Source organism: Dysgonomonas sp. PF1-14, assembly GCF_029892965.1.
Classification (GTDB): domain Bacteria; phylum Bacteroidota; class Bacteroidia; order Bacteroidales; family Dysgonomonadaceae; genus Dysgonomonas.
Genome location: NZ_JARXWN010000021.1, coordinates 1 through 25,882, shown reverse-complemented (window position 1 = coordinate 25,882; position 25,882 = coordinate 1). Strand labels below are relative to the sequence as shown.

27 protein-coding genes and 1 pseudogene are annotated in these 25,882 nt (G+C 40.5%); all 28 read left to right on the top strand.

Going from position 1 to position 25,882, the window contains the following annotated elements; translation table 11 throughout:
• The first annotated feature begins 4 nt into the window (after window positions 1–4).
• Window positions 5–358, top strand: a complete 354-nt coding sequence (locus M2448_RS18410) for an NADH-quinone oxidoreductase subunit A (RefSeq protein ID WP_280647615.1) — start codon at window positions 5–7, stop codon at window positions 356–358.
• Window positions 349–924, top strand: a complete 576-nt coding sequence (locus M2448_RS18405) for an NADH-quinone oxidoreductase subunit B (RefSeq protein WP_280647616.1) — start codon at window positions 349–351, stop codon at window positions 922–924. The genes M2448_RS18410 and M2448_RS18405 overlap by 10 nt, the downstream gene beginning before the upstream one ends.
• A gap of 95 nt (window positions 925–1,019) precedes the next feature.
• The gene (locus tag M2448_RS18400; RefSeq protein WP_280647617.1) at window positions 1,020–2,663 is read left to right on the top strand and encodes an NADH-quinone oxidoreductase subunit C; all 1,644 of its coding nucleotides are present in this window, start codon (window positions 1,020–1,022) and stop codon (window positions 2,661–2,663) included.
• Window positions 2,664–2,695: 32 nt separating this feature from the next.
• Window positions 2,696–3,802 carry an NADH-quinone oxidoreductase subunit NuoH gene (nuoH, locus tag M2448_RS18395; RefSeq protein WP_280647619.1) on the top strand — a complete coding sequence of 369 codons (1,107 nt, stop codon included), beginning with the start codon at window positions 2,696–2,698 and terminating at the stop codon, window positions 3,800–3,802.
• Between the two features lie 21 nt (window positions 3,803–3,823).
• A pseudogene (locus M2448_RS18390) lies at window positions 3,824–4,297 on the top strand (4Fe-4S binding protein); the annotation flags it as partial.
• 264 nt (window positions 4,298–4,561) lie between these two features.
• Window positions 4,562–5,065 carry an NADH-quinone oxidoreductase subunit J gene (locus tag M2448_RS18385; RefSeq protein ID WP_280647621.1) on the top strand — a complete coding sequence of 168 codons (504 nt, stop codon included), beginning with the start codon at window positions 4,562–4,564 and terminating at the stop codon, window positions 5,063–5,065.
• Between the two features lie 129 nt (window positions 5,066–5,194).
• A complete protein-coding gene (nuoK, locus tag M2448_RS18380; protein ID WP_280647622.1) occupies window positions 5,195–5,539 on the top strand; it encodes an NADH-quinone oxidoreductase subunit NuoK in 345 nt (114 codons plus the stop codon).
• A 21-nt stretch (window positions 5,540–5,560) separates the two neighbouring features.
• The gene (gene nuoL / locus M2448_RS18375) at window positions 5,561–7,495 is read left to right on the top strand and encodes an NADH-quinone oxidoreductase subunit L (RefSeq protein WP_280647623.1); all 1,935 of its coding nucleotides are present in this window, start codon (window positions 5,561–5,563) and stop codon (window positions 7,493–7,495) included.
• Between the two features lie 23 nt (window positions 7,496–7,518).
• Complete coding sequence (locus M2448_RS18370; RefSeq protein ID WP_280647625.1) at window positions 7,519–8,997, top strand: NADH-quinone oxidoreductase subunit M; 1,479 nt, start codon at window positions 7,519–7,521, stop codon at window positions 8,995–8,997.
• A gap of 42 nt (window positions 8,998–9,039) precedes the next feature.
• Entirely contained in the window at window positions 9,040–10,464 is a 1,425-nt protein-coding gene (locus tag M2448_RS18365) for an NADH-quinone oxidoreductase subunit N (RefSeq protein ID WP_280647626.1), read from the top strand.
• Window positions 10,465–10,554: 90 nt separating this feature from the next.
• Window positions 10,555–11,262 carry a MotA/TolQ/ExbB proton channel family protein gene (locus tag M2448_RS18360; protein WP_280647627.1) on the top strand — a complete coding sequence of 236 codons (708 nt, stop codon included), beginning with the start codon at window positions 10,555–10,557 and terminating at the stop codon, window positions 11,260–11,262.
• A 34-nt stretch (window positions 11,263–11,296) separates the two neighbouring features.
• A complete protein-coding gene (locus tag M2448_RS18355) occupies window positions 11,297–11,716 on the top strand; it encodes a biopolymer transporter ExbD (RefSeq protein WP_280647628.1) in 420 nt (139 codons plus the stop codon).
• Between the two features lie 130 nt (window positions 11,717–11,846).
• The gene (locus tag M2448_RS18350; protein ID WP_280647630.1) at window positions 11,847–12,395 is read left to right on the top strand and encodes a sigma-70 family RNA polymerase sigma factor; all 549 of its coding nucleotides are present in this window, start codon (window positions 11,847–11,849) and stop codon (window positions 12,393–12,395) included.
• A 5-nt stretch (window positions 12,396–12,400) separates the two neighbouring features.
• The gene (locus M2448_RS18345) at window positions 12,401–13,660 is read left to right on the top strand and encodes an outer membrane beta-barrel protein (RefSeq protein WP_280647631.1); all 1,260 of its coding nucleotides are present in this window, start codon (window positions 12,401–12,403) and stop codon (window positions 13,658–13,660) included.
• Window positions 13,661–13,687: 27 nt separating this feature from the next.
• Window positions 13,688–14,503: a hypothetical protein gene (locus tag M2448_RS18340; RefSeq protein ID WP_280647632.1), complete on the top strand. Its 816-nt coding sequence runs from the start codon at window positions 13,688–13,690 to the stop codon at window positions 14,501–14,503.
• Between the two features lie 331 nt (window positions 14,504–14,834).
• Window positions 14,835–15,344 (top strand): mechanosensitive ion channel domain-containing protein, encoded by a 510-nt coding sequence (locus M2448_RS18335; protein WP_280647633.1) that lies wholly within the window; start codon window positions 14,835–14,837, stop codon window positions 15,342–15,344.
• Window positions 15,345–15,408: 64 nt separating this feature from the next.
• Window positions 15,409–15,858, top strand: coding sequence for a single-stranded DNA-binding protein (ssb, locus tag M2448_RS18330; RefSeq protein WP_280647634.1), 450 nt, complete (start codon window positions 15,409–15,411; stop codon window positions 15,856–15,858).
• A gap of 112 nt (window positions 15,859–15,970) precedes the next feature.
• Window positions 15,971–16,549, top strand: coding sequence for a hypothetical protein (locus tag M2448_RS18325; protein WP_280647635.1), 579 nt, complete (start codon window positions 15,971–15,973; stop codon window positions 16,547–16,549).
• A complete protein-coding gene (locus M2448_RS18320) occupies window positions 16,546–18,060 on the top strand; it encodes a glycosyltransferase family 39 protein (protein WP_280647636.1) in 1,515 nt (504 codons plus the stop codon). The genes M2448_RS18325 and M2448_RS18320 overlap by 4 nt, the downstream gene beginning before the upstream one ends.
• Before the next feature lie 334 nt (window positions 18,061–18,394).
• On the top strand, window positions 18,395–18,946 hold the full coding sequence (locus M2448_RS18315; RefSeq protein ID WP_280647638.1) for a DUF1599 domain-containing protein: 552 nt from the start codon (window positions 18,395–18,397) through the stop codon (window positions 18,944–18,946).
• 7 nt (window positions 18,947–18,953) lie between these two features.
• Window positions 18,954–20,294 carry a BT_3928 family protein gene (locus M2448_RS18310; protein ID WP_280647639.1) on the top strand — a complete coding sequence of 447 codons (1,341 nt, stop codon included), beginning with the start codon at window positions 18,954–18,956 and terminating at the stop codon, window positions 20,292–20,294.
• A gap of 26 nt (window positions 20,295–20,320) precedes the next feature.
• Window positions 20,321–21,079, top strand: coding sequence for a triose-phosphate isomerase (gene tpiA / locus M2448_RS18305; RefSeq protein ID WP_280647640.1), 759 nt, complete (start codon window positions 20,321–20,323; stop codon window positions 21,077–21,079).
• Window positions 21,080–21,147: 68 nt separating this feature from the next.
• Window positions 21,148–21,654, top strand: a complete 507-nt coding sequence (locus M2448_RS18300; protein WP_280647641.1) for an SPOR domain-containing protein — start codon at window positions 21,148–21,150, stop codon at window positions 21,652–21,654.
• Between the two features lie 21 nt (window positions 21,655–21,675).
• Window positions 21,676–22,242 carry a GTP cyclohydrolase I FolE gene (gene folE, locus M2448_RS18295; protein ID WP_280647648.1) on the top strand — a complete coding sequence of 189 codons (567 nt, stop codon included), beginning with the start codon at window positions 21,676–21,678 and terminating at the stop codon, window positions 22,240–22,242.
• 86 nt (window positions 22,243–22,328) lie between these two features.
• Window positions 22,329–22,988 carry a TatD family hydrolase gene (locus tag M2448_RS18290; RefSeq protein ID WP_280647642.1) on the top strand — a complete coding sequence of 220 codons (660 nt, stop codon included), beginning with the start codon at window positions 22,329–22,331 and terminating at the stop codon, window positions 22,986–22,988.
• 246 nt (window positions 22,989–23,234) lie between these two features.
• Window positions 23,235–24,299, top strand: coding sequence for an asparaginase (locus tag M2448_RS18285; protein WP_280647643.1), 1,065 nt, complete (start codon window positions 23,235–23,237; stop codon window positions 24,297–24,299).
• A gap of 13 nt (window positions 24,300–24,312) precedes the next feature.
• On the top strand, window positions 24,313–24,765 hold the full coding sequence (locus M2448_RS18280; RefSeq protein ID WP_280647644.1) for a YkgJ family cysteine cluster protein: 453 nt from the start codon (window positions 24,313–24,315) through the stop codon (window positions 24,763–24,765).
• 14 nt (window positions 24,766–24,779) lie between these two features.
• On the top strand, window positions 24,780–25,724 hold the full coding sequence (locus M2448_RS18275; RefSeq protein WP_280647645.1) for a phospholipase A: 945 nt from the start codon (window positions 24,780–24,782) through the stop codon (window positions 25,722–25,724).
• Window positions 25,725–25,882 lie beyond the last annotated feature (158 nt).

The following is a 25,882-nucleotide window of genomic DNA, read 5'->3' as shown; positions in this document are numbered from 1 at the left end:
AAACATGGCTTCATCAGCTCTTTTTTTAGTCGTTTTCTTAACGGGAATTACTTTGGTCTGTGCCGGTCTGGGCATGGCCTTATTATTATCACCAAAGTCGTTTAATGCCCAAAAAGGAGAGCCCTATGAATGTGGTGTTCCTACTCATGGTACTTCATGGATGCAGTTTAAGGTAGGATACTATCTCTATGCTATATTGTATCTGATGTTCGATGTAGAGGCAATATTCCTCTTTCCTTGGGCTACGGTCGTAAGGCAATTGGGGATGCCGGGATTATACTGTATATTGTTTTTCATCTTAATATTAGGTTTAGGTCTTGCCTATGCCTGGAAGAAAGGAGCATTGAAATGGAAATGAAAAATAAAATAAAAAATGTATATATAAAGGGTATTCCGTCCGAAGAATTTAAGGACAACGAGTATCTTGAAGATTATATAAAAGAACTCAACGAAGGCGGAGTGCCTGTTGTTGTTGGGAAGTTGGATGACCTTATTAACTGGGGACGTTCCAACTCTGTTTGGCCGTTGGCCTTCGCTACAAGCTGTTGCGGTATCGAATTTATGGCTTCGGCTGCTGCGCGTTACGATTTGGCTCGTTTTGGTATGGAAGTTACACGTAACAGTCCACGTCAGGCTGACACTATGGTTGTAGCAGGAACGATTGTGCATAAGATGGCTCCACTGTTGAAGCGTGTGTACGACCAGATGGCTGAGCCCAAATATGTGATCGCTATGGGTAGCTGTGCTATTTCAGGCGGTCCGTTTGTCGATTCATACCATGTGGTGAAAGGGATAGATGAAATAATGCCGGTCGATGTTTATGTGCCGGGCTGTCCTCCTCGCCCTGAAGCCTTGTTCTATGGCTTGATGCAATTGCAGCGTAAGATCAAAGTAGAACGGTTTCTGTTTAAAGTAAAGAAGTAATACAAAAAAATAATAGAGTAGGTAAATATAAGGTCAGGCAAGTGAGGCTGGCGTATTACCTGCTGTTTATAGTCCTTTAACTCGAAGAATTATCGATGGAAAATATTAAAAAGGTAATACTGGAAGCTGTGCCCGAAGCGGTTGTCGAAGATAAGACACCACTGACGGTAACTGTCGAGCCCGACAAATTTCGCCATTTGGCAAAAGCACTTCGCTATCACGCGGAGCTTCCGTTTGACTATCTTGCAATGTTGACAGGTACAGATGAAGGTGAAAAACTTATGGTTACCTATCTGTTGTGTCCTTCAAAGGACTTATCTATTGAGATAGCAGTGAAAACCGGTACTTCCGACCGCGAAAATCCATTGCTGTATACTGTAACCGACCTGTGGGAGACAGCTCATTTCAACGAGCGTGAAGTATATGCCATGCTGGGCATACGCTTTATCAATAATCCCGATATGCGTCGTTTCTTTCTCAATTCGGACTGGATAGGCTATCCGCTACGAAAAGATTACGATACTAATCCTGTCCTCAATGCTGTTTCTATAGAAAGCCGCGATATTATCGATATTGCTCCGCGCATAATGGAAACTGCAACAGGAGAACTTAAAGAAGAGAATGTACCCATCTTTGAGAAAGACGATTATCTTATAAATATAGGACCACAGCACCCTTCTACTCACGGGGTAATGCACTTCCGCGTGGCGTTGGATGGTGAAATTGTGAAAAAGATAGATGTTCACAGTGGTTATATTCACAGAGGTATAGAAAAGCTGAGTGAAAAACTTACCTATCCTCAGATACTACATTTTACAGACCGTTTAGATTATCTGTCGGCAAATATCAACCGTCACGGATTGTGTATGTGTGTTGAAAAAGCGGCAGGTATAGAAGTGCCCGAAAGAGCACAATATATACGTACCATAATGGATGAGTTGAATCGTATCGATTCGCATCTGGTAGCATGGGGAACCATGTGTATGGACTTAGGTTCTACCACAGCATTTATCTACGGAATGCGTGAACGTGAAGAAATCCTTAAGATATTTGAGAAAAACACAGGCGGCCGCCTTATTATCAACTACAATGTACTTGGCGGTGTAATGTTCGATATTCAGCCCGATTTTCAATCCGATGTGAAAGCCTTTATTAAGGTTATGCGCAAAGCATTGATCGAATATGACAAGCTATTTACCGGAAATGTAATTGCTGTAGGTCGTATGAAGAATCTGGGTGTTCTCTCAAATGAAGACGCTATTTCTTATGCTGTTACAGGACCTGCCGGACGTGCTTCCGGATTTTCCTGCGATATACGTAAGCATGCTCCTTATGCGTTGTATGGTCTTGAAAAGGTACAAAATAGCTTTAAAGAAATTGTTCGTCATACAGGAGATGCTTTTGACCGCTATCTGAATCGTCTGGACGAGATAGAAGAGTCTATAAAAATCATAGAACAACTTATAGATGATATACCTGAAGGGGACTATCTGGCTAAAACCAAAGCCATTATTAAACTTCCTGAGGGAGAATATTATCAGCGTGTTGAGGCCGGACGCGGTGAGTTCGGTGTCTACATCGAAAGTCGTGGAGATAAAACTCCGTATCGCCTGAAATTCCGTTCTCCGTCGATGGCTGCCGTATCGGTGATGCCGTTGATCTGTAAAGATGAGAAGATTTCAGACTTTATCGGTATTGGTGGTTCTATGGACTATGTGATTCCTGATATCGACCGTTAAATAGATTATTTATTTTATCAATATAAAGATATATGTTGTTAAACTATTCACAACCGTTAGAGGTAGCAGGACTGCTAAAAAGATTCGGCACGTTTTTGGCGGAGAGTTTGCCTACATGGGCGGTTTTGGCTATAGAGTTTGTGCTCATAGGAGCTGCATTGCTCACTTTATATGCCGTATTGGCCTTGATACTGATATATGTAGAGCGAAAAATTACGGCATTTTTTCAGGCGCGTCTGGGTCCCAATCGTGTTGGTAAATACGGTCTGATACAGAGTGTCGCCGACATGATCAAGATATTACTTAAGGAGATCATTCATGTAAAACAATCTGACCGTTTCCTTTTCTTTACAGCTCCGTTCTTTATGATTGTAGCTTCTATGCTTACATTCGGAGCGTTGCCTTTTGGACGCGGGTTACAGGCTGTCGATTTCAATATCGGAGTTTTCTATGTATTAGCAGTGTCATCGTTAGGTATCATCGGGGTGCTTCTTGCCGGATGGTCTAGCAACAACAAATATTCGATGATTGGTGCAATGCGAAGCGGGGCGCAGTTTATAAGCTATGAGCTTTCTGCCGGATTTGCATTGATGACTGTAGTTGTGCTTTCGGGCACAATGAGTTTCTCTCAGATTATACAGGGACAAACATATATCCACCAATGGAATATTATAGCCGGACATGTTCCTGCAATAATAGCTTTCATAATATATCTTATATCGGGACATGCCGAAACCAATCGCGGACCTTTCGACTTACCGGAAGCTGAATCGGAATTGACTGCCGGATACCATACAGAATATTCAGGGCTTCAATTCGGGTTTTTCTATCTGGCTGAGTATCTGAATATGTTCATTGTAGCAGGTATTGCAGCAACAGTATTCTTAGGTGGCTGGATGCCTATTCAGGTTGAAGGATGGGATGGATTCAATCAGGTAATGAATTATATACCTTCTTACATATGGTTCTTTGGTAAAGCGGGATTCCTCGTATTCCTGAGCTTATGGGTAAGATGGACATTCCCTCGCTTGCGTATCGACCAATTGTTGAATCTGGAGTGGAAGTATCTATTGCCTATCAATATGGTGAACATCCTGTTGATGGTAGTGCTGGTTTTATTGGGTTGGACCCTGAAATAATAATTTATAGCAGATAAGAAAATGAGTTCAGTATCAGAATATTTTTCAGGATTATTTGGAGGAATAAAATCGTTACTCACAGGTATGCGGGTGACATGGGGCGAATTGTGGACGAAGAAGATCACAGAACAGTATCCCGAGAACAGAGACACTCTTGTTATTCCCGACCGTTTTCGTGGCGAGCTTATTATGCCGCATGATGAAAACAACGAGCATCTGTGTACCGCTTGCGGTATTTGCCAGATGAATTGTCCTAACGGAACAATACAGGTGATCTCCAAAACAATAGAAACAGAAGAGGGTAAGAAAAAGAAAATTCTCGACCGTTACATATACGACTTGGGTATGTGTACATTCTGTAACCTGTGCGTGATTACCTGTCCTTCGGACGCTATCATATTTACCAATACATTCGAAAACTCTTTGTTTACCCGTAGCAAACTGATAGAGCAACTCAACCATGAAGGCTCTAAGCTTGCCGAGAAGAAGAAAGAGAAACCTGCGGCTGTAGTTACTAAACCTGTGGCAAAAGCAGAAGCTGCCGTACATGGGGACAACAGTGCTCCCGAAGGTGCTCCTCAGACACAGCTTGAGCCGATCCCGGCACAGGACATAAAAGAAGATAGTGGCGTTCATCCCGAAAAGAACTATCCGAAAGATGTGACCACTGACACCGTTCCGGCTTCTAAATTGCCGACCAGTGAAGAACAGGAAAAAGAAGATAAGGAATAACTAACAATATACGATAATCAATAGATTATGGCAGAACAAATCATATTTTACATTTTAGCAGCGGTAATTATAGTCTGCTCTCTGATGGCAGTTACGACGCAAAAGATTATCCGCGCAGCAACATTCTTACTGTTTGTGCTATTGGGTACGGCAGGACTGTATTTGTTGTTAAACTATCATTTCCTGATGGCAGTTCAGATAGCTGTTTACGCAGGAGGGGTGATGGTGCTGTTTATCTTCGCCATATTGCTGACAAACGAGCCGGGGCGTAATATTGAGTTCGAAAAACCGGGCCGGATGTTCATCGCAGCATTAGCATCACTGGCCGGACTGGCAATTTGCGGACACATTATATTCTACAATGTGAATAAGTTCTATACTTATATTACACAGGATGAATTGCAGATGCAGGATATAGGTATGGCAATGATGGGAACAGATAAATATCAGTATTTACTGCCATTCGAGGCTATCAGTATATTGCTGTTGGCTTGTATCATCGGAGGTATAATGATCGCGCGGAAGAGGTAAACACCTCCCCCTGCCCCTCCAAAGGGAGGGGAGTAAAGATAGAGTTGTATCTAAAATAAAAAATAGAAAAAATGACCCTCATCGGTAGCCTCCCATTTGGGGAGGTTGGAGGGGTGAAAATATATAAATATGGGAGAATTTATAACAAGTTTATTGTCAGGACCAGTGCCTTTAGAAGCATATCTGGTAGTAAGTACAGTAATGTTTTTTGCAGGGGTATATGGATTCCTTTCCCGCAAAAACATGCTGATGGTTCTGATATCTATAGAACTTATGCTCAACGCTGCCGATCTTAATTTCGTAGTGTTTAACCGCTACCTGTATCCCGGACAGATGGAAGGGTTTTTCTTCACTCTGTTTGCAATAGGTATAGCAGCTGCCGAAACAGCTGTAGCTATAGCTATCATCATCAATATATACCGCAATGTGAAGAGTATATATGTGGATGAGAACATAACTAAAATGAAAAACTAAGCAAGGAAATAGATAGAAAGTATGGAACATATTAATTTTACATATCCGATACTGATAGTTGCCCTGCCTGTCATCATGTTTCTTATACTGGGCTTGGGCGGAAAATACATGAAGCCTGTCGTAGCCGGAGTATTGGGAACCTTGTCGCTGGGAGTAATGACGGTATTGGCATATATGACAGCGTATCAATACTTCTTTGTAGCCGGTAAGGTAGACGGAGTATATCAGGCATTTCATACAGCCGTTACATGGTTGAAGTTTACCGATACCATGCACATTGACTTAGGTATCTATCTCGATCCTATTTCCGTAATGATGCTCGTGGTTATTACTACTGTGTCGCTTATGGTGCATATCTACAGTCTTGGCTACATGAAAGGTGAAAAAGGATTCCAGCGTTACTACGCATTCCTTTCACTCTTTAGTTTTGCCATGCTCGGTCTGGTGATGGCTACAAATATTTTCCAGATGTACATTTTCTGGGAACTTGTGGGTGTATCGTCATTCCTGCTTATCAGTTTCTATTATGTGAAACCATCGGCAGTAGCAGCTTCCAAGAAAGCATTTATTGTTACGCGTTTTGCTGACTTTTTCTTCCTTGTAGGTATATTATTACTATCCTATTTCTCAGGTACATTCGATTTTGCGACTATTACCGATCCGAATGCGGCATTCATAACTACGATGCAAGGCTCATCATTCATCGGACTTTCGGTACTGTCGTGGGCTATGATACTCATATTTATGGGTGGTGCCGGTAAATCGGCGATGATGCCGTTCCACATCTGGTTGCCCGATGCGATGGAAGGACCGACCCCTGCGTCTGCTCTGATCCATGCTGCAACGATGGTTGTTGCCGGAGTATTCCTTGTAGCACGTCTGTTCCCTGTGTATGTAGTAACTCCTTATGCCCTTGATATTATAGCGTGGGTAGGAGCTATCACAGCATTGTTTGCTGCCATAGTTGCCTGTACCCAAACAGATATAAAACGCGTGTTGGCATTCTCTACCATTTCGCAGATTGCTTTCATGTTAACCTCGCTAGGGGTATCCAAATTTGGCGGGCATGAAGGGCTTGGCTATATGGCGGGTATGTTTCACCTGTTTACGCACGCCTTCTTCAAAGCATTGTTATTCCTTTGTGCAGGAGCTATTATCCATGCGGTACATAGCAATGAAATGGACGACATGGGCGGACTTTGGAAAAAACTGCCGATCACAGGTGTTGCCTTTGCTGTAGCCTTGTTCGCTATTGCAGGCATTCCTTTCTTCTCAGGATTTTATAGTAAAGACGAAATATTGGCTGCGGCTTTCGAACACAATAAAGCGATATACTTTATCCTGTCGTTTGCAGCCGGACTTACAGCCTTCTATATGACACGCCTCTTCCTTCGTATATTTTTCTACGAAAAGAAGCATTATCATCACGAGCCGCACGAAGCAGGTCCTGCCATGGCGATTCCGTTGATCATATTGGCAATATTTGCCTTCGGTGCAGGATATGTTCCGTTCGGAAAGTTTGTGACTTCCGATATGGTGCCTTACGATGCACACCTTAACTGGCAGGTAGCTATTACAAGTGTTGTAATCTCAGTGATAGGTATGGGAATCGCATTCAGATTGTACTTTAAGAAAAACGAATTGCCTGACAAGATTGCCGGAAGCATCAGCACGTTATACAAATGGGCTTTCCATAAGTTCTATTTCGACGAACTGTGGTTGTTTGTTACACGTAGTATTATCTTCCAGCGTATATCCAAGCCTATCGCATGGTTCGACAAGAAATTTGTGGATGGTTTTATGGACTCGCTTGCCTATGTTACACAGGCTTCTTCGCGTGCAATTAAGAATTTCCAATCCGGATATATACAGCAGTATGCATTGGCATACCTCATAGGAGCGCTGATTCTTGTAGTCGGATTTGCCGGATGGGTTGTATGTTTTGTTTGTAAATAAGATATAGATTAAAATATAAAAAGATGAATATTCTTTCATTATTTATCGTAGTTCCTGTTGTGATGTTGCTGTTCTTTCTTTTTTGCCGCGACATCAAACAAGTACGTTTGGTAGGAGTTGTAGGAGCTGTTATAGAGATGGCATTAGCCTTAGTATTGCTTTACATGTTTTACGACATGCGTGCAAGCGGCGATACATCAGAGATGTTACTGTACCAAAGTCATACATGGTTCGAAAGTCTTAACATTAGTTATGCGATCGGGGTAGATGGAATTTCCGTTCTGATGATCTTGCTGACTGCCATTATTATATTTACAGGGACATTTGCCTCATGGAATATGGATCCGTTGCCTAGAGATTTTTTCATGTGGCTTACCTTCCTTTCCATAGGGGTGTACGGGTTCTTTATTTCACTCGACTTGTTCACCATGTTCTTCTTCTACGAGATAGCACTGATACCGATGTATCTGCTTATCGGGCTATGGGGAACAGGCCGCAAAGAATATTCTGCAATGAAACTGACGCTGATGCTGATGGGTGGTTCGGCATTCCTATTTGTTGGAATACTGGGTATCTACTTTAATTCATCGCTTACAGGAGAATATACATGGAATATAATGGAAATTGCGCAAAACGGGGCTATCCCTGTTTCTGCCCAATACTGGATATTCCCGCTTACGTTTGTCGGATTTGGTGTACTGGGAGCTCTCTTCCCATTCCATACTTGGTCGCCTGACGGTCACGCTTCGGCACCTACAGCAGTATCCATGCTTCATGCAGGAGTATTGATGAAACTGGGAGGATATGGCTGTTTCCGCGTGGCAATGCGCCTGATGCCGGAAGCTGCGGACGAGTTGGCGTGGATATTTATTATCCTTACAGGTATCAGTGTTATTTACGGAGCTTTAGGAGCTATTTCGCAGACCGACCTGAAATATATCAATGCTTATTCATCTGTTAGTCACTGCGGGCTTGTATTGTTCGCCATACTAATGATGAATCAGACGGCTATGACCGGTGCTGTGATGCAGATGTTGTCGCATGGATTGATGACGGCTCTTTTCTTTGCTCTTATCGGTATGATATACGGACGTACGCACACGCGTGATATTCGAGAGATGGGAGGCTTAATGAAGATTATGCCATTCTTGAGCGTATGTTATGTGATTGCCGGTTTGGCTTCTCTTGGTCTTCCGGGTTTGAGTGGATTCGTAGCCGAAATGACGATATTTGTGGGAGCATTTGCTCACAACGATATGTTCCACCGAGTATTTACTATTGTAGCCATATCTTCGATTGTGGTAACAGCGGTTTATATACTCAAAGTGGTAGGAAAAATATTGTACGGACCTGTTCAGGATGAACATCATCTGGAATTGACCGATGCTGTATGGCACGAAAAGATAGCTACAGTGGGATTGATTATCTGTGTTGCCGGAATGGGACTATTCCCGGGATGGATATCTGATTTGATCAGTGCTAGTCTAGCATATATGAAATAAGAAAGAATAAGATAGAAAACGTTATAATATTAAGATATAAAGATGGATTTGAGTAATTATTTGTTGATGAAGCATGAGTTATCACTCATCGTAGTGTTTCTCCTACTTATTTTCTATGATCTGTTTGCTTCAGACAACGCAAAGAAATATTATTTTCCGGTAGCCTGTACTTTATTCCTGATACATACAATCGTGTGTTTCTTCTTTAAGGATAATGGCACCTCCTTTGCAGGTATGTATGTTACCGGTCCTGCCTATCTTACAATAAAGAATGTGTTGAATATAGGAACATTCCTTATCATGCTTCAGGGAAATGTATGGTTGAACAGGCCTGATACGATTTTGAAGAGAGGTGAGTTCTTCATGCTGACTACACTTACATTATTGGGTATGTATCTGATGATCTCATCAGGAAACTTCCTGTTATTCTACATCGGTCTCGAAACAGCATCGTTGCCTATCGCAGCATTGGTTGCATTCGATAAATACAGGCACGAATCTGCCGAAGCAGGAGCAAAATATATATTCAATGCTATCTTCTCGTCAGGTATTATGCTCTTCGGGCTTTCGTTCCTATACGGGGCTTGTGGTACATTGTACTATGCAGATATAGCAACAAGCATTTATTCTACTCCGCTGGTTATCATGGCAATGATATTTGTTATGAGCGGCTTGTTCTTTAAAATATCACTTGTGCCGTTCCACTTATGGGCTCCCGATACTTATCAGGGTGCGCCTACTACCGTAACGCTTTACTTGTCTACAATATCTAAAGGTGCAGCAGTATTTGCGCTTATGGCTATTCTATACAAAGTATTTCCTGTATTGGAGCAGACATGGCAGAATATCATCTGGATTGTTATCCTTGTTACCATCACAGTGGGTAACTTATTCGCCCTTCGTCAGAAGAATATGAAGCGATTCTTCGCTTTCTCTTCTATATCGCAGGCAGGTTACATAATGCTGAGTGTATTCACCGGAACCCAGTTGGGTATGGCAGCTACCATATTTTATATTTTCGTTTATGTGTTCTCCAATATGGCAGCTTTCGGGGTTATCTCGGCTATCGAGGACAGAACCGGAAAAGTAAGCATGGATGACTATAACGGATTGTACAAAACAAATCCAAAACTGGCATTGGCTATGATGATTGCAGTATTCTCACTGGGAGGTATTCCTTTTGCAGCAGGATTCTTCAGCAAGTTGTTTGTCTTTACAGCAGCCATGCAGCAAAATCAGGTATTGTTAGTGTTCCTTGCGTTCCTGAATACAGTTATCGCTTTGTATTATTATTTACTTGTAGTAAAAGCAATGTTTATAAACAAGAACAATTCACCTATTGAAACTGTTACAACAGATAGCTACCTGAAAGTTTCGCTGGTACTGTCAATGGCAGGGATATTTGTAATCGGCGTTGCCAGCTGTTTCTTCGAGTATATAAATAAAGTGAGTTTTGGTATATATTAAAGAATATTAAATAGTAAATATAAATTCGATGGAAGGGTTATCTTTGCTTTTTCATCGAATTTGTCATATATAAAACACAGAATAATATCTATGGATCTATTTGTCTTACTTCAAGCTGCGAATCCGGTTGTTGAAATGACAGAGCAAGTGGTTCAGACAGCTCCGGAGGAGAGCTATTTGAGTCTTGTAATGAAAGGAGGGTGGATTTTGCTGCCTATCTTTCTTCTGTCCTTATTAGCGATCTACGTTATAATTAACAAATGGCTTGTAATCAATCGCTTGGGGAAAAAGGATTCTGTGTGGTTATCTCGTGTTATAGAATTAGTTCATGAAGGCAAAATAGATAAGGCTTTGAAGTTCTGTGTAGAACGTCCTTATGCCTCTGCAAAAGTGATTGCTGCCGGATTGAAAGAGTTTGAAAGAGACGATAACGAGATACAGGAAGCGATGGAGGTCGAAGCCCGTCAGCAGGTTAGCACTCTCGAAAATCAAATGAACTGGCTTGGTATTACTGCTTCTATAGCACCCATGTTGGGGTTCTTAGGAACGATATTCGGAGTGATAAAGATATTCTACGATATTGCCAGGACTAACGATCTGGCGATAGATACTATTTCTACAGGTCTTTATCAGAAAATGATATGTTCGGGAGCAGGTTTGCTTGTAGGTATCATTGCCTATGCAGGATATTATATTCTGAACGGGCGCATTGATAAGACCGTTGTAAATATAGACAGGGAATCAAATGAAGTATTGAAGGCTATAAGAGCCTTTAAGAGAGGCTCAGTAGAGGCCTGATTTATATATCTAATCGGAAAAGGAAAGGATAAATATGAAAATAGAACGCAGGAAAACCAGAACGGCCGAAGTTTATACAGCTTCGCTCAATGATATCATGTTCTTCCTCTTATTGTTTTTTCTTATTATATCCACTATGGTAACTCCGGCTGCAATCAGAGTTTTGTTGCCCAATGCAGCCACCTCCGAGAAAGTTGTTACAAAGAAGAATATCAACTTGATAATAACTCGGGATTTAAGGTATTATATTAATGATAAGGAAGTAACAAAGGATCAGATTGAAGCAGCTTTATCTACTACGTTGGAGAATGAGAAAAATGTAAATCCCAATGTTGAAATGAACGTTTTGTTGCAGGCGGATAAGTCTTTGTCGTTGCAAAATGTCGTTGATATAATAGATATAGGTAATAAACTGAAAGTTAAGATGGTCCTTTTTACCCAGAAGCCAGAATAATTTATTTAGACAAAAGATATAAAAGATACGATTTCGTTAATTATTAAAAAAGGTAATAGTTGATGAAATTATTCACAGATGCATGCAACATTTCTACAAATTTTGCATCTTTTAAATGAAGCTTGACCATATGAATGAACTGCAAATAATAGCAGGCTGTAAGGAACAAAAGCGGGAAGCTCAAAAAATGCTATACGAGGGGTATGCTCGTAAGATGTATAGCATTTGCTTACGCTATAGTTCCGATGCAGATTCCGCTCAAGATTTGTTGCAGGACGGATTCATGAAGGTATTTGCCAATATCGATTCATTTCAGGATAGAGGCTCCTTCGAAGGATGGTTGAAGCGCATTTTTATTAACTTGGCTTTAGAAAACTTAAGAAAGAAAAAATCAATAATTCAGACTGCGGACGATGTACAGGATCTTCCTGATGTGGTAGATGATTCCACAGAGGAGGATGCGATGTATAAAATATCGGAGACCGAATTACTGAAAATGGTACAAGAACTACCTCGGGGATATTCTACAGTTTTCAACCTATACGCAATAGAAGATTATTCGCATAAAGAAATAGCCGATATGCTGGGAATCAGTGAAGGCACATCACGTTCACAATATGTGAGAGCCAGGCAAATATTACAGGAGAAAGTAAGACAATATATAAAAGAGAGATCGTAAGTAAGATGGAAGTGGAACATGACAAAATAAAGGATCTATTCTCCTCAAAACTAGGAAGTTTTGAGCCGGAAGTACCTGCTGCTGTATGGGGCGGGCTAGATCAGCTTTTGTCGAGTCAGCCGGTACCAGCTGCTGATTCTGCTTCATCGTCTGCAAATTCTTCATCCACCCATGCAGCTTCTTCGACAGCAAAATCATCTATATTGAAGACGATAGCCGTTGCTGCCGGATTAGCAGCTGCTGTAGCTACCGGTGTATTATTAATACCAAGCGGAGAACCTAAAGTGGACGAAGTGAAAACGATAGTAACAGAAGAAGTAAAACCATCACCTGTAGAGGAGGTTGCAGATACTACGGTAGTGGTAGAACCTTATATTGCTCCATTGGCAGTAAAAGCAGTGCCAAAGAAAGTACAGGAGCCGCAACCACAACCGGAAGTAGACATTGTTTCTGAGATTGTAGAAGAGGTCGCTTCGCCTGTAGAGGAGGAAGAGATCAAAGAAGAACCAAAACCTGTAATAGCGGATGAACCGTTACTTGCTGAAAATACACTAATGTTGCCGAAGTCTTCATCAAAGGGATTCTTCTTAGGTGTAAAAGCTGATGCAAACCTGTTCTCGGAGAATTTCAGTCAGAAAGGTGGAGATATACTATTCTCGCGTACAGAAAGAAGTGAGATGCTACTGAAAGAACTAAAACGAGAAAATAGTGATTATAAATTGCAGCATAAGCAACCTGTTTCTTTCGGAATAACTGTAGGCAAGCAATTGAACTCACGTTTGTCTGTCGAAACAGGACTGGTTTATACCCGTCTGTCTTCGAAAATAACATCGAATAGCGTATTTAATCTTAATGAAACCCAAACTTTTGATTATCTGGGTATACCATTATCGTTAAATTATACGTTCTATCAGTTAGGCAAGGCTAAACTGTACCTGTCAGTGGGCGGTATGGTACAAAAAGATATCAACGGAAGGTATAAGAGTGATATGAACTTCTCTATATCCGATATCTCGGACACACAGTTGGGGCACACTCTTTATTATACAGAGCCATATTATATAGACCAGTCTATTAAGCAATCCAATTTGCAGTTTTCTACACATGCGAATCTGGGAATATCATATCCTTTGTATAAAAAAATGTATCTTTATGGAACAATAGGAGGTGCCTATTACTTTAATGCCGGTAATGAGTACAGAACTATATATTCTGACAAGAAGACGCAGTTGAACCTGAATCTGGGTGTGAAGTTTGATTTTTAATTTTTTCTTTATAAATAACTTTTAAATATGAAAGTATCTCTATTAAAGCTTTTTAGCGGCGCTTTATTCGTTGCTGTATTGATGTCATCCTGTTTGGGGGATGGTGATAATTCTCGTGAAGGAACAGCCTTTGCATATATTGATCAGGAGGATGGAGTAAAATATGCCTCTACTGAGATAGGGCGAATAGTAGGCCCTTCCGATCAAATGAGTAATCTGCAAGTAGGACAATGCTATTATATTGGTTTCAAGGTGAATGCTGAAGGTACAACTGGTTATTACACTGCAGAATATATCAATGTCCAGAATAATGGTAAGGCATTGACTAAATCGAATATTATTACGAACTATAAGCCTTACAAGAATCTGCCTGAAAATGTGCAGAGTGATAGCATCCATGTAAGCAACCTGAGTATAAGGGACTATAGCCCCTACGCTACTCCTTATGAAGCAGCTTTCAAAGATAATTGGGTGTTTAGTTATAGTGTGAAAAACCTGAAAGAAGATGATAAGATTGATGTATATTTCTATTACGATGCAGAAAATCAATTCGATAAAGACGGTGTAGAAGGAGGCTTTGCCAACAACCAAATTATTATAGACGTTCGCTTTATCAAGAAAGAAGAAAGTGGTGACGGTAGTGGAGATACTTTCATTTCTGTAGGAAATTTTAATGCTTTACGTGGCTATACTCCTAAGTACGATGGTAACGAAGCGACTGCTGTATATGTTAAGTTTAGATATATTGTTCCATATACAGATGAGAATAAGGAAGTTAAGTATAGAGCAGAATATCTTGGTAACTGGAATTCTGGCTACGGAATGATATATTATGCAAAATAGACAACAATATATAATTAGAGACGTAGCCGGTTGGTTACGTCTTTTTTTTGTTTTTAACTAAAACCTTACGAATCTTACAAAAATCTCAATGTTTTAAATCTTAAATATAATATTTCAAAGAACGCTTTTCTGTGGTTAACTTATAACTGCCATATAGATAAACTTCTTTATTCTTCATTACATTCCAAGAGAATATACCTTCTTTATAAATCTCAAAATATTGCGTACCTTTGCCCCGAAGCGATTTTATATGATGTAGTGTCAGCCAAATCAGGATGGTTACATATCGCTTACTCTATCTTTTAAGGGCCGATCAATAATGATAAATATAATGAAAGAATATCTTCCTCAGGTAATTGCTACAGCGATCACTATATTCATAACACCCACATCCAAATATATAGTAGGGAAAATAGTGAAAAAGTATGGATTGATGACATTAAAGTCCGAGCCCCGTACTTTGCACGTTGTTAATATTATCAATATCCTTATCAATATCGGATGTATCGTAACGTTGGCTATAATATGGGGAGTGCGCCCTCAGAATATGCTGATAGCGGTGTCTTCTGTCTTTGCCGTTATCGGAGTGGCATTTTTTGCCCAATGGTCATTGCTTAGCAATATGACAGCAGGTATTATCATTTTCTTTACTGCACCGTTCCGTATAGGAGACCAGATACAGATTCTGGATAAAGATATGCCAATAGATGCTACCATAGAAATAATACTTACTTTCTATACTCACCTACGCACAAAAGAGGGGGAACTGATCGTTATACCCAATTCATTATTCTTGCAAAAAATGGTCTCGATAGGAAAAGAGAAAGAAAAGGAATATTGAATCTTACAGAGTGAAAATTTTTCCTATATTTGTGGATATTAATGCAAAAACCACAAGATAAATTATGTCGATAAATAAAGTGATATTAGTAGGGAATGTAGGAAAAGATCCCGATGTAAAATACTTTGATAATGGAAGTGTCGTAGCCAATTTTACACTGGCTACCACCGAACGGGGCTACACAGCCGCCAATGGAACACAGATACCCGATCGCACCGAATGGCATAATATTGTATGCTGGAGAGGTCTGGCTAAAGTGGCAGAGCAATTTGTTCGCAAAGGCGTACAGGTATATGTAGAGGGAAAGATACGCTCACGTACCTACGATGATGCGAACGGGGTAAAACGGTATGTGAACGAGATATATGCCGATAATCTGGAATTGCTGGGTAGCCGCAGGCGCGAAGAAGGAGAAACCTATCCTGCGCAGCAACCGGCTGTAGATCCTTACAATTCCATCAATAATTATAATACACAAAGTAATCTGTCAGAAGAGGACGACTTGCCTTTCTAACCAATACTTGAAGGCGTGACCTTCTTCCGATAGAATTCTAATAATAAGATAGGCAGATTAATACAAATAGGATACTGTTTGCTTTAATCTGTTTTATTTTTAGATATTATATATGAGAAAGCTTTTTCCATTCATATTCATACTGGTCTTCTTGTCGTGTAATGAATACACTCCCAAGCCGGCAGGATATCCACGCATAGAGAGGGTGGAGACGAGAATGGCTAGATTTGAATATCCCCGCTTCTCCTTTCTCTACCCTGCAAGTACTTTGCTCGAGGAAGTGCCAAAAGCAGGTCAGGACGGTTTTTGGTTCAATATCTCTTATCCCTCATACAACGCTGTTATATACTGTACATATCTGCCTGTCGACAGGCATACATTGAGTAAGGCTCTGGACGATAGTTATCAGCTGGCGTATAGCCATGCCTCGAAAGCCGATGGTATTTCCCAATCTCAGTTTGCCGATTCCTTACAGCATACTTCGGGTATTATATACGATATAAAAGGCTCTGTTGCTGTGCCTCTCCAGTTTTATATTACAGATAATCTTAGTGGTTTTCTCAGAGGTTCTTTGTATTTCGACCAGAAAATGGATCCCGATTCTATTGCCCCAGTAGTGGCTTTTATCAGAGAAGATATAGTACGTATGATGGAATCGCTGGAATGGCGTAACCCTAATAATCGTAAATGAAGAGCTTTACCAAAATATTCATATATACTTTATTGCTACTTTCGGCAACAGGCTTGTTTATCTATCTCGATTACAGTGACACTACCTTCCTGTACGATGACGTATATTCCGTATTTATGGCAAAAGCCTCGTATGGCGACATAGCTAAGATCACCGCATCCGATGTTCACCCACCTCTGTATTATTGGGGATTGAAGACATTCAGCGCTGTCTTTGGAGAATCGATGTTTACCCTTAGATTATTCTCTGCGCTTGGTGTTGTAGCTACTCTTTTGTTAGGCTGCTTTCCTGTTCGCAGACTGTTCGGAGACAAGGTTGCCATTCTTTTCATACTGCTTGTTATTTTGTTTCCGGTCACGCAATATCTGGTGACGGAGATACGTATGTATTCGTGGACAATGTTCTTTGTACTTGCATGCGCCTTATCTGCATATTCCATATTCGACAGGGGAGCAAAAAAGGACTGGCTGCTATTTCTTGTAACCGGTATCTGTGCCTCATATCTTCATAATTATGGGCTGCTGAGTATTGCCGGTATCTACGCCCTGCTCTTTATATTCCTTTTCAGGACAAACAAAAACTGGAAATGGGTTCTCGTTTGTGGTGGTATATTCACTTTAGTCTATATGGCTTGGTTTCTGCAACTGGTTAATCAAATAGGAATGGTGTCTGAAGATTACTGGATAAAGCCGTTGACTATTAACGACCTGTTTCTGCATATTTACTATTTCTACTCTCCGAAAGAGGTCTGGCTACCATTTCTGGATTTCACCAAAGTACAGATGATGGTCGGGCTGATTGTCATAATGGCTATACAACTGATCATTACATTGAAAGTGTTTGTCGGTGGATATCGGGAGAAAGACAAAACGGTCATGCTCGCTGCTGTTGCTTTCATCGCTTTCCTTATTCCCATAGCCATAGGCGCCCTAATCTCTGTTACATATCTGCCGGTGCTGGTAACTCGTTTCATGACCTGTTCATTCCCTTTGTTTGCACTGAGTCTGGCATTCATTCTGGCAAAGGCTATAAAATATCCGCTTTATAAGAAACTCACCTGCCTGTTCCTGCTGCTGTTATTTATTGATGGCGGTGTGAGATTATATTCCGGTATAAAGTATTATGACCGTATGGAGATAGCGAATGCCAAAATACGAGGCTTTGTAATGAACGGAAAGCTACAGCCCCAAAGAACTATATTTCTGGCAAATAGCTTTTCCTATCATGTGATGCCGCGCTTGCAACTCATTGTTCCTCACAACAGATTTCAGGTATTAGTATCTGATAAAACTGAAGACCTCAGGCCCTTCGTTCTCGAAAAAGTAAGCGGGGAAGAATTTCTTCACGATGAGTTTGTCTTAGTGCATCAGGAACGCGAAGCTATTCAGTCCGATTTCAGAAAATTCAGGCAGTCGCTCGATGGCCTGTACATGACCACTGATAGTATCCATGCAGCCGACATTTACCTGTATCGGATGAAAAAGGTAACAGGTTTATCTACTGTTTATTAATTAAAAAAGGTAACAGTCAACGATCGCCGAAGCCAAGGCGAGGCTAATGTAACGCATTTGACTACATTTCATTCCGTCGGTTTTTAATTGTCATTATTTTTTCTTTATTACTTTTCTGTAGGGGTATCCATTTCTTTAACTAAACCACGATAATCATCACAAAATTCTCGGATTCATTGTAGGGGCGAAAAATCTTTCGCCCGTTGATAGTTACAGGCGAAAATTTTCACGCCCCTTATATTGGCTTTGCCAATTGCTTCGCAATTCATAATTTATAACTCATAATTTATAATTAATTTTCATACCTTTGTAGCCTGAAAATAGTGATATTAACATGGCGGATACTAAACAACAATTTGAGCATGTGATAGCAATATGTCGTAATCTTTTTGCAAAGAAACTGAAAGATTATGGCGCTTCGTGGCGCATCCTACGTCCACAGTCGGTTACAGACCAGATACTGATCAAGGCAAAACGCATTCGCAGTATAGAAGAAAAAGGAGTGAGCCTTATAGATGAAGGTATAGCTCCCGAATTTATAGGTATTGTCAACTATGGTATCATCGGGCTTATTCAGCTCGAACTCGGTTTTTCCGACAGTGTCGATCTTGGTGAAGCAGAAGTGCTGGCATTGTACGACAAACACATGACCGAAACTAAGGAGTTGATGTATGCTAAGAATCACGATTACGACGAGGCATGGCGATCGATGCGTATCAGTTCATACACCGATCTGATTCTGACAAAAATATACCGTACAAAGCAGATAGAAGAAAACAAAGGAAAAACCATTGTATCCGAAGGAGTTGATGCCAACTATATGGATATGGTTAATTATTCGCTTTTCGGGCTTATCAAACTCGAATATCCCGATAGCGAAGGCTAAATAGGCGATGAGTAAAAAAGATATTTTAATAAAGATAGCAGTAGAAATCTCACGGGTTATTCTGGGAGTTACCTTTATTTTTTCCGGTTTTGTAAAAGCCGTAGATCCATACGGAACGGCCTACAAAATTGAGGATTATCTGGCTGCATTCAACCTGTCGTCTCTTTCCTTTCTGGCAATGACAGGTTCGGTAGTCCAAAGTATTGTTGAGTTTGCTATGGGAGCCTGTATGCTCTTTGGGCTTTACCGTAAATGGAATTCGCGGCTGACACTCGCTGTAATGGTCTTTATGACCCTGCTTACCCTGTATCTGGCGATAAACGATCCGGTAGAAGACTGTGGCTGTTTCGGTGATGCGTTGATCATCACTAACTGGCAAACCTTCTATAAGAATCTTGTCCTTCTGGCTTGCTCCATCATTGTATTTATATATTGCGAACGTATAAGCAATTTCTTTACAGGCAAAACCTACTGGCTGGCATTCCTTTACATATTCATCTTTATAGGATTGTTTGCATTCCGCAATTATGTGCTTGATCCGCTGATCGATTTTCGCCCATACAAAATAGGAGCGAACCTGCCCGAACTAATGGATGTAGAAGAAGGGAAAGGCAGACATGAAGAAACTACGCTGGTGTATGCAAAAGACGGAGTAGAAAAAGAATTTACCGAAGAGAACTATCCTTGGGAAGACAGTACATGGGTATTTGTCAGGATGGATACGAAGATTATAAACGAGGGAGTGGAATCACCTATCAAGGACTTCGTTATAAACAAGCTTAGCTTCAACCCGCAGAAGACAGAGTTGCTTGAACAGGAAGATATTACAACAGAAGTGCTGTCCGATACCGGATATGTCTTTCTGATGATAACTCCGTTACTTGAAAAGATGAATGATTCATACCTCAGTGTTTTCGAAGATGTAGAGACTTATGCCAGCGATTACGGATACAAGTTTTACTGCCTGACAGCCTCACCTACAGACGAAATTATGTCGTGGGCAAATGAGAATGTCATCAATTTCGAGTTTTGCTCGATGGACGAAAGAGCATTGAAGACAATGATCCGTTCCAATCCCGGACTGATACTGTTTAAAAACGGTGTCATCATTAATAAATGGGCGGGTATAGCCGTACCCGAAGAAAGCGATCTGGCAAAGCCTTTACCAGAGTTGCCATACGGACAGCTATTAGATATGAAAACAGAAGACAGGAAAAACTTGTTCTATATATGTGTCGTTTTTTTCTTGCCACTGTTAGGTCTGAAAGGGTTTGACGCTTTAGTCTACAGAAGGAGGAAAGAAACCGCTGAGAAACAGGAAGAAACAGGAGAGAATATTACAGAATAATAATTTAAATAAAAACAATTGGGATCATGAGAAAAAACATTGTTGCTGGAAACTGGAAGATGAACAAGAATCTTCAGGAAGGAATTGAGTTTGTTAAAGCACTCCAGGTAGCTTTGGCAGACAGAGATAAAATTAACTGCGAAGTAGTTCTTGGAACACCATTTATCCACCTTGCACTGGTTTCGGGTGCTATCAGCGATAAGAGAATTAATGTAGCGGCACAAAATTGTGCAGACAAGGCTTCAGGAGCTTACACAGGCGAAGTTTCGGCTGCTATGGTAGCTTCTACAGGTGCTAAATACGTGATACTCGGACACTCTGAGCGTCGTACATATTATGGAGAAACAGATGCTATACTGAAAGAAAAAGTGCTTTTAGCGCTGGCTAACGGCCTTCATCCTATCTTCTGTATCGGTGAAACAAAAGACGAAAGAGAAAAAAACATTCATTTCGATGTGGTTAAGAAACAAACAGTAGATGCCTTGTTCAACCTTTCGGCTGAAGAATTTTCTAAAATTGTAATCGCATACGAACCGGTTTGGGCTATCGGAACAGGTCTGACAGCGACATCGGCACAAGCACAGGAAATGCATGCTTTTATCCGCAAAACCATTGCTGACAAATATGGCAAGGAAGTAGCAGATAATACATCTATCCTTTACGGAGGTAGTGCTAACGGAGGTAATGCAAAAGAACTGTTTGCTTGTCCTGACATCGACGGTGGTCTTATTGGCGGTGCTTCTCTCGATGTTGAGAAATTTATGCCGGTTATCGAAGGATTCTAATCCGCACAACATATTGTATTGGGGAAACTATAAAAGGCTTCCTCAATACTATTTTTAAAAATATGAATATGAAAAAAACTCTTCACATATTCCTTGCCTTTTGTTTCTGTACCCTTACGGCTTTTGCCCAAAGTGGTGAAAGAACGATCATAGAAGACATTAACTTGCCAAAGCTGGGGCAGGGAAAAGTAAAAGTGATGCAGGATGAGTCCATAGACGGTATAGTTGCTGTACGTCAGGCTGGTCATGTCGCAGATACAACGAAGGCTTTAGGTATCATCGACCCTACGGCCGAATATACCAAAGTGAGAGGGTATAAGATTCAGGTATTCTCGGGTAACAACCAACAACAATCCAAAAGAGAAGCCGAATACAAACAATCACAAATACGCGGAGCTTATCCGAATATGGAGACGACTGTCAGTTTCCATTCGCCGTTTTGGCGTCTGCGCGTAGGCAACTTTCTCAAACGAGAAGATGCCGAAGCAGTATTGAAAGAAATGAAAGGTACATTCCCGTCTTTCGGCAGGGAGATGTATGTAGTATCCGATGTCGTAAAACGCGTTTCGGAATAATTCATCAGATAAAAACTCTTCATAATGCAAGAAGAACAAAATATAGACCTGCTATCGGGGCACTATAAGCATATTATACAACTCTTAGGTGAAGATGCAGATAGAGAAGGCTTACTGAAAACACCCGAGAGAGTTGCCAAAGCTATGCAATTCCTGACGAAGGGCTACAGGGAAGATCCGGAGGAAATACTCAATAAAGCCCTGTTCAAAGAAGATTACAGGCAAATGGTTATTGTAAAAGATATCGATTTCTATTCCCTGTGCGAGCATCATATGCTACCCTTCTGGGGAAAAGCGCACGTTGCTTACATTCCTAACGGCTATATAACAGGACTAAGCAAAATAGCGCGTGTTGTCGATGTCTTTGCGCGCCGTTTACAAGTGCAGGAGCGTATGACGCTTCAGATAAAAGAATGTATTCAGCAAACGCTCAATCCACTCGGCGTGATGGTTGTAATAGAAGCCCAGCATATGTGTATGCAGATGCGTGGTGTCGAAAAGCAGAACTCAACGACTACCACCTCCGATTTTACAGGAGTGTTCAATCAGTTGAAAACCCGAGAAGAATTTATCAGCCTTATCCGGTAAATTGATAAAAGAATGATAAAAGTTAGCGAGGTTTTCTGAACAAAATAAGGATAACCTCGTTTTTTATTTAGGTTAATCATTTGAAGATGTATTTGTACGATATCCATACCCATCAGGTAAAAATCGAAGATGCCGCAGACTATGAGGTTAAATGTATTCTGAATACATATCCCGAAAGCTTTCACAGTAAAAAGCAGGAATATGCAGGCGGATGGTTTTCTTGCGGAATACATCCTTGGTATGCTCAAGATGCTGCTGAGCTTGATGTGCTTGCCGATATCGTGAAGGATGATGCCGTATTAGCTGTGGGAGAAGTTGGTCTCGATAAATTACAGGGGCCTGATATGAGTGCACAAATTGCTGTATTCAGACAGCAGATAGAACTTGCTGTCGGTGTAGATAAGCCGCTGATTATTCATTGTGTAAAAGCTTGGGACGAGCTGATCTCTTTGTATAAAGAGTACAAAACTAGCATTCCTTGGATAATACATGGATATCGCGGGAATCCAGACCAGACGCGTCAGTTAATCAGGCTGGGATTTAAATTGTCTGTAGGAGAGTATTTTAACCCCGATTCGCTAAGAGAGATTCCGACGGATTCTATATTTTGCGAAACAGATATGTCTGAAATTTCCATATGTCATGTTTATAAGGCTGTTTTTGGCTGTATGAAGGTCGATTTTGATCAATTTGCTTTTTATATTCGGGAAAATATGGGTAAAAACTTCAAAATACTTTCAAAATAATACTTGTATATGATTAATTTGATTATTTTTACAAATCTAAGTAACTGTTTAAATTTGATTAGCAATTTTATTTTGTATTGTTTCAAATATATTTTTTCTTTTTATTCGCAGGTTTAGCGGGCTAAACCAAGAGTGGAAAGTAGAAAATAGAGAAGAAAGAATAAAAATAAGAGTCAAAGAATAATCAGAAACAGTTATATGAAATATTTTCGGTCAAATTTAAACAGTTACTAAAGCATAGCTGACATGATTGATGTAAATGCGCATATATTATTAATATATACGGGAGGAACTATCGGGATGGTTGAAAATCCGGATACCGGTTCTCTCGAGCCGTTCGATTTTGCGCATCTGAATAGCCACCTGCCCGAGCTTCAACGTTTTAGATTTCAAGTCGATCACATCGTTTTCAGTCCGGTGATAGACTCATCGGATATTACACCCGAGCATTGGAAAAAACTGGTACATACCATTGAGAATAATTACAATCAGTATGATGGCTTTGTCATATTGCATGGTACAGATACAATGGCCTATACAGCTTCAGCTCTTAGTTTTATGATAGAGAATCTGCATAAGCCCATTGTACTTACCGGAGCCCAGTTGCCTATCGGAAAACTAAGGACTGACGCAAAAGAAAATCTGATAACAGCACTTGAAATCGCTGCCGACAAGGATATACTGGGTAATCCTATTGTTCCCGAAGTATGTGTGTTTTTCCAGAACGACCTTCTCAGGGGAAACCGGTCGACGAAAGTAAATGCTGACAATTTCAATGCTTTTAAATCATACAATTATCCTAATCTGGCGAAATCGGGTATCCAGATACGATACGACCGCAAAGTAATACATCAACCCGATTACGATAAAAAAACGGTATTTCATTATCGTCTCGACAACCGTATTGGCACGTTAAAACTTTTTCCGGGCATAGACCGGCAAACCGTAGAGGCCATTCTGACACTGAAAAATATTAAAGCCATAATAATGGAAACCTATGGCTCAGGTAATGCTCCGTTGTCGCCTTGGTTTATAGACCTCATACGCGAAACTGTGAAGCGTGGAGTTGTGATACTGAATATTACACAGTGCAACACTGGTATGGTAGATATGCAGCGCTATGAGACAGGCAGGGAGTTGCTGAAAGCCGGAGTCATCAGCGGTTCGGATGCTACATTCGAGGCGGCGATAACCAAGCTGATGTTTCTTATAGGGCATAAGTACGAAAAAGAAGACGTGAAAATCAGAATGAAAGTGCCCTTGATAGGAGAGATAACCCGCCCCGAAGACAGAGTGAATGAAAGAGTATGAAAACTTGCGTTTAATGGCAGAAAAATCGAAGCCATTATTTTTACAATACTACAAGAAGAATAAGAAACGTTTGACTAAAATGGACTTGATAGTCCATGACCTTCATGTCCGTATCTCGGAAAAAATCGATTGCTTATCATGCGCTAATTGTTGTAAAACGCTAGGGCCTGCCTTATATGATAAAGATATAGAGCGTATGGCAAAAGCCCTGAGAATGAAGCCTGCCGAAGTAATGGATGCCTATCTGAAGATCGACGAAGATGGGGATTATGTATTTAAGACAATGCCGTGTCCGTTTCTCATGCCCGACAATTATTGCTCTATTTATGAGCATCGCCCCAAAGCCTGTAGGGAATACCCTCATACCGATCGTAAAAAATTTGAACAAATTTATAAGCTAACTGTTAAAAATACAGCAACTTGTCCGATAGCATACGAGGTGCTTTCGGAACTAATAGAGAAATGATTTAGAATAGATTTATGAGAAATCTTTATTTTTTGGTTGTTGTCTGTCTGATGGCAACCACATCATTGTATGCACAGGGCGAGGCATTGCAAGACACTATCAGGGCAGAACGGAACGAAGCAGACACTGTAACAAACAACATTAAAGCTTTTATATCGCATAAAACAGATGCCATAGTGGGTTCTATATTTGGCCCGTCAAAGCAGCTGAGTAATGCCGATAGTATAATTAAGCAGCTGGATGCTTTACCCTCTTTTGGCATATATAAAGATAATTACTTTGTCGTAGGTACAGATATGTTTAAGAAGCCTACTCAAACAAATTCAGATGCCAAATTTCAGGTTAGTATTCGTCACCGGCTGACCAATAGTACCTTGCCGTTCAAGACATACCTGTTCCTCACCTATAGCCAGAAGGCATTCTGGAATGTTTTTCAGAACTCTTTTCCGTTTCGCGATCTGAACTATAACCCTACTCTGGGGCTGGGTAAAGCATTGGTACGTGATAACCGTTTTTTGGGAACAATATCCCTGCAATTCGAGCATGAATCGAATGGTAAGGGAGATATTGATTCCCGAAGTTGGAATAAAGTATCATTCAGTTCCTATTTTATAATAGACGATCATTGGGATTTTCAGACGAAGGTGTGGATTCCTATAGTGGATGGGGAAAACAATAAAGATATTGTGAAGTATTCAGGTTGGGGATTCGTTGCATTCAATTATTCCAGTCCCAAGAGGAAGTATAATGTTGGCTGTGTAGTAACAAAGCGTGGTGGTGTAAACCTGAATGCTAATATCGAGTTAAATCTCTCGGTCAGGTTGTTTAGTGACGACAACCAATACCTGTTTCTCCAATATTATAATGGATACGGAGAGTCGATGTTAGATTATAATCAATATCGGCAGAGAATAAGGCTTGGAGTCGTTATTAAACCTAAATTTATGACTACCTATTAAAAAAACTTTTTAATATAATCCGTTCTGTTTAAGCCAAGTGCCAGTTCTTATTAATAAATATTGAAAAATACTTCTTTTTTTATTTTGTATTTAGTTATTTTATTCTTTATCTTTGCACCCGCTTTGAGACAGAACGGGCTCTGTAATGACAGGCCTTC